Raw genomic sequence first — 5,467 nt, 5'->3', positions numbered from 1 at the left:
GTTCGCTATCGAACGCGACCTCAACGAGTCGTTTCATATCCGCGGTGCCTCGATCCCGTTCAATCGATCACCCCGGGTGGAGCCGCGATTCCCTGGGACAGAGTTCACTGCTCCCGAAGTCCCATCGGAGCTCGAGAAGCCAACATTTCCATGGTTCATGTTGGCAATGCCGGTGCTCCTCGGCGTGGCGATGTTTGTCATCACTCAGCGCGCTGCATCTCTCTTGTTTGTCGTGATGTCGCCCATGATGATGCTGGGCAACTACTGGATGAATCGGCGAAAGATCAGACAAGATGGTGATTCTGCGATCGCGGTCTTCTCGCGACAACTTGAGGCCCTTGAGAAGGGGCTCGCAGACCAACTCCCGATCGAAAGGTCTGTCCGCGCCCAGGAAGCTCCTACGAGCGCGGAAGTTCAAGAGGCTCTCCGAACGCGGTCTCCACTGTTGTGGACTCGCCGACCAGAGCACTGGTCCTTCCTCAACGTCCGCCTAGGCAGCGGCACCGATCGCTCACGCAGCACGGTTGTGAAGGCTCGTGAGGGCGCAGCTGCCCTGGTCGAGTACGCGGAGAAGGTAGACGCTGTCGTCGATCGCTATGCGATGGTTGAGGACGTCCCCATCGTGGAGTCGCCGGAGCTGGCCGGGTGTCTCGGGATCGTTGGCCCGCAGGAGTCGGCATTTGCCCTCGCTCGAGGCTTGATCCTTCAGTGGGTGGGACTCCACTCACCGTCCGAACTCATCGTCACCGTGATGGGTGGGCCTTCTAGCGCGGCGGAACTGGGGTGGGTCAAGTGGCTCCCTCACACAACGTCATCCCAAAGCCCCATTTTCGGCAATCACCTCGCAGATACCGTGCCGAGCAACTTGTCCCTCCTCACCCAACTGGAGCAGGTCCTTGCCGCACGAGCCAAGAGCGCTCGCATCGAGGGCATCCAGGTCCTCCCTCCTTTGGAGGATGCCCTGACGGCAGTCCACCGCGGTGCCAAGGTGGGCCAGTCCGAGACTGAAAAGTCAGTCGACGGTCGAGTCTTGCCGGCGATCTTGTGTGTGATTACTGCGGACTCAGTCGTCGACAAGGGTCGTCTTATCACCCTTCTCGAACGCGCTTCGGGGACAGGGATCTTGCCGGTTGTCATCGCGCCAAGCGTGGACTCCCTCCCGGCGGCCTGTCGGACCTTCTTAGAGCTCCGACCCGGCACCGGACACTCAAAAGCGACGGCGTACTTTGTCCGCCACGGTCGTGTTGTGCCCGACCTCACCGTCGAATCGGTCAGTCGCGACGAGGCCCTTGCGCTGGCCAAGGCCATGTCGCCTCTGACGGATGTCGGTGCACCGACCGAGGCCAACTCGGATCTTCCGCGTTCAATATCCCTCGTCACCCTCCTGGGGTCGGAGTACGCGACGCATCCACCGGCAGTTGTCGACCGGTGGCGACAGAACCTTTCGTTCAGAGGCCAGGACCGTCCTCGCGGACGGCGCCGCCGCGAGCCGAATCTGCGGGCATTGGTTGGTAAAGGCGCCCTCAACTCGATGCACTTGGACCTGAGGGGCCAAGGACCGCACGCGCTCGTAGCTGGCACGACAGGTGCCGGCAAGAGTGAGTTCCTCAAGAGTTGGGTGCTCGGGATGGCGACCGAGTTCAGCCCAGACCGTGTGACCTTCCTCTTTGTCGACTACAAGGGCGGATCAGCGTTCGCCGAGTGTGTGCGGCTTCCCCACAAGGTCGGTGTGGTGACAGACCTGACACCGCACCTGGCCAGGCGAGCGCTGATCAGCCTCGGCGCCGAAGTCAAGAAGCGCGAGCACTTGGTGAACGATAAGGGCGCAAAGGACATCCTTGAGCTGGAGGAGCGCTCAGATGGGGACTGCCCCCCTGCTCTTGTGATTGTCATCGATGAGTTTGCGGCGTTGGCACGCGAGGTCCCATCGTTCGTCGACGGCGTCATCGATATCGCGCAGCGTGGGCGCTCGCTCGGCATCCACCTCATCATGGCGACCCAGCGTCCGGCGGGTGTCATCACACCCGCGTTGCGTGCGAACACGAATCTGCGGGTCGCACTCCGAATGTCCGACACTGGGGAGTCCACCGACGTCGTTGATGTGCCGGACGCTGCGAAGTTCGATCCCACAATCAAGGGCCGAGCCCTGGCCAAGACGGGGCCGGGACAACCGCACCAGTTCCAATCGGCTTACGTCGGGGGCTGGACAACAGACGTCGTGCCCGAGCCTGTCACGACCGTGACACCGCTGCGATTTGGTGCGGAGAAGCCGTGGGAGCGTCCGGAGGACGAGGAAGAGGTGCCTGAGAACGGGCCCACCGATGAGGTGCGGCTCGTAAACACCATCATCGCGGCTGCCGAGATGGCTGGCATAGCGCCGCCACGTCGGCCCTGGCATGAAGAGCTCCGAGACACCTACAACTTGCAGCAACTCCTCCAGGAAGGCCCGCTCAGCGACGAGCAGCTGATCTTCGGCTGGGTTGATCTGCCCAAACAGCAGGAGCAGCGTGCTGTGGCCTTTGAGCCCGACCGCGATGGGCACCTTCTCGTGTATGGCACGAGCGGGAGCGGCAAGTCCGTCCTGCTGCGTTCCTTGGCTGCTGCTGCTGGGGTGACCCCACTAGGCGGTCCCGTCCACGTTTACGGGCTGGACTTCGCCGGGGGAGGTCTCAAGATGCTTGAGGACCTGCCCCACGTCGGGGCCATCATTGCCTCAGACGATAGCGACCGCACGATTCGGCTCCTCCGCAGACTCACCACGGAAGTGGAACGGCGGCGCAAGGACTATTCTTCGGCTCGCGCAGACTCCATTGTTTCCTACCGGTCCATCACTGGAAGGGTGAGCGAACCTCGGATCATACTGCTGATGGACGGCTACCCCGCCTTCCGCAATGATTACGAGTCAGGAGTCGGACGAGCGAACTGGTATGCCGCCTTCCAGCAGATCCTCACGGAAGGTCGTCAGCTGGGAATCCACGTGGCGATGAGCGCGGACCGACCTGCGAGCGTCCCAGGCGCGGTTGCCTCGAACGTGCCTCGGCGCGTGGTGCTTCGAATGGCGGACGAGGGAATGTACACCGTGCTCGATGTGCCGACAGATGTCCTAAATGTGAACTCACCCCCCGGCCGAGCCCTCGTGGATCGTGAGGAGGCGCAAGTCGCGATCCTGGGCGGAAGCTCGGGCGCTCTGTCGCAGGACGCCGCCGTAGCCCGATTGCTCGAACTCATCGTGGCGGAAGGGCGGCGCCCCGCGCCGCCTATCGAGTCCCTACCCACAGATATCCCTGTGATGTCGCTGCCCAGCCAGGCCGGAGGGCATCCGGTCATCGGCATCGCCGACGACACCCTCGGACCAGCGGCGTTCGAACCCCAGGGGCCCTTTGTCATCGCGGGCGGACCGCAATCAGGGCGTTCCCTCGCCTTGGTGACCGTCGCGACAGCGATCAACCGCGCCATTCCAGAGATGAGAGTTGTCTGTCTTACCGCTCGCCCGACCGGGTTGGCCGGTGAGCCCTTGTTCCATGAGGTGGTGGTGGGCATCGACGGGGTCAAGGAGGCGGCTACCCGCATTGCTGCTGAGATCGATCAGGAGCCGCGGCCTCGGTCATGGGCGGTCGTCGTTGAGTCCCTATCTGATTTCCTTCAGACTGCGGCCGACGCTGCGCTGGTTGCATTGTTCAAGACTGCGCGCCGAACCGGTCAGTTGGTCGTCGCTGAGAGTGAGACCACGACGTGGTCTTCCTCCTATGGACTGTACGGGGAACTCAAGTCCGCGCGGACCGGCATCATCCTGCAGCCGGAGCCAATCGAGGCCGACGTCATCTTCAAGGCCGGGATTCCTCGACTCCCACGATCAGAGTTCCCGCCCGGACGCGGCTATCTCGTTGTCGCAGGGCGCGCTCAGCGAGTTCAACTTGCTCGACCATCCACCTAGTCATCCTCTCCGACCAGTGGGAGGAGCCGACCTCGAAGACCCGGGGGCGGCAAAGAAACGCAACACCTGATGAAAGGAAGCGATGATGGCAAACCTTAACGTCACATATGCCGAGATGACGGAGGCTGCAACGAAGCTGCGGAACGGCAAGGAAGACATGGTCAGCAAGCTCACCGAACTCATGGGTGTCATCGACACACTGGTCCAGCAGGGCTTCAACACGGACCAGGCTTCTGGCCAATACCACGAGCAGTTCTCGCAGTTTCGGACCGGAACTCAGCAGGCTATCGAGGGGCTCGACGGGATGTCGACCTACCTCGACAAGGCGGCCGAGACGTTCCAGAACGCGGACACCGAACTGTCGAACGCCATTAAGGGCTGAATGACTCTGTGGGGTCGGGGTGTCCGCAATGGACGCCCCGGCCCAGGGTCCGATGAAGAGGACGGAAGATGGCCGACAGTAAGAGAATATCTGTTGATCTGGGAGAACTCGCCACGTTGTGGGGTGATCTGAAGTCAGCTAGTGCCGTGCTCTCTGGCGCCGACAACGCAGTCAACCGGATCGGTGATGCGATTGGGCACTCAGAGCTAGAGGGTAAGGTTCGCGAGTTTGCCACCCTATGGGGCAAGACTCGGGAGTCGCTCATCCAGGATATGGACGTCATGTGGCAGAACGTCCAGATCATTGAAAATTCGCTCCGCGATGTAGATACTAAACTCAAGCAATCTTTGGATGGGAAACTCGCATGAGTTGGTCGGCGATCCCTGGTAGCCCAGATGTCATCCACCGTGAAGCTGCCGCCATGATAACCGCCGCGGATCAGATGGATCGGGCTGCAACGGCACTCAAGAATGTTTCGAATGGGGGCTATCAGAGCCTTGCGACGGACGCGATAAAGGAGAATGCCAGCACGCTGGCGGTGACTCTCACCAAAGCCAGCACAAGGTACCGCGGGGCAGGAGAGGCGCTCAAGCAATTCGCGAAGGTACTTCGACCTCTTCAAGACCAAGCTAACCGAGCCATCACTGCTGGAAACCATGCTGACGTGTCCTCCGCCCAGCACGCGCTCAACGCGGCGCGCGTTGAGGAGGCCCAGCTGATCTTCCAGCCGGCGGACGAGGCTGAGAACGAGCGGGTCAAGCACGAGCTGCGGCTGGCTGAGCAGGAAGTAGCACAACGGCAGAGGGAGCGGGACGCCGCAAAAGCCGACTATGATGAAGCGGTTCAACAGTGGAATGACTGGGCGAAGAAGACGGCAGCGGCTATCGGCAGCTCGAACGAAGCAAGCCAACTCAACCGAGCGTCCTTTCTCGGCATCCCGCTTGATACCTGGCATGAGGTTCTGGAGAACATCGGCACCGTCCTCACGGTGCTGTCGATTCTCCTATGTTGGGTGCCAGGTCTGGGGCAAATACTCATGATTGCCATCGCGCTTGTTGCCCTTGCCGCTCTCGTGGTTTCGATAGTCCAGGCCTCTCGGGGTGAGAAAAATTGGGGCGAAGTGGCGATCGAAGGCGCCTTCGCAGTTGTTT

General features: G+C 61.6%; 4 protein-coding genes. All 4 read left to right on the top strand.

Going from position 1 to position 5,467, the window contains the following annotated elements:
- Positions 1-157 precede the first annotated feature (157 nt).
- A complete protein-coding gene (locus WAW85_RS04195; protein WP_422558392.1) occupies positions 158-3,934 on the top strand; it encodes an FtsK/SpoIIIE domain-containing protein in 3,777 nt (1,258 codons plus the stop codon).
- 85 nt (positions 3,935-4,019) lie between these two features.
- The gene (locus WAW85_RS04190; protein ID WP_422558391.1) at positions 4,020-4,316 is read left to right on the top strand and encodes a WXG100 family type VII secretion target; all 297 of its coding nucleotides are present in this window, start codon (positions 4,020-4,022) and stop codon (positions 4,314-4,316) included.
- A gap of 68 nt (positions 4,317-4,384) precedes the next feature.
- Positions 4,385-4,684, top strand: a complete 300-nt coding sequence (locus WAW85_RS04185; RefSeq protein WP_422558390.1) for a hypothetical protein — start codon at positions 4,385-4,387, stop codon at positions 4,682-4,684.
- A gap of 53 nt (positions 4,685-4,737) precedes the next feature.
- On the top strand, positions 4,738-5,467 hold a 730-nt coding region (locus WAW85_RS04180), incomplete at its 3' end, for a hypothetical protein (protein ID WP_422558389.1).

This window comes from Gordonia sp. (in: high G+C Gram-positive bacteria), assembly GCF_049299075.1.
Lineage (GTDB): Bacteria > Actinomycetota > Actinomycetes > Mycobacteriales > Mycobacteriaceae > Gordonia.
This window is presented reverse-complemented; position numbering and strand designations above follow the sequence as displayed.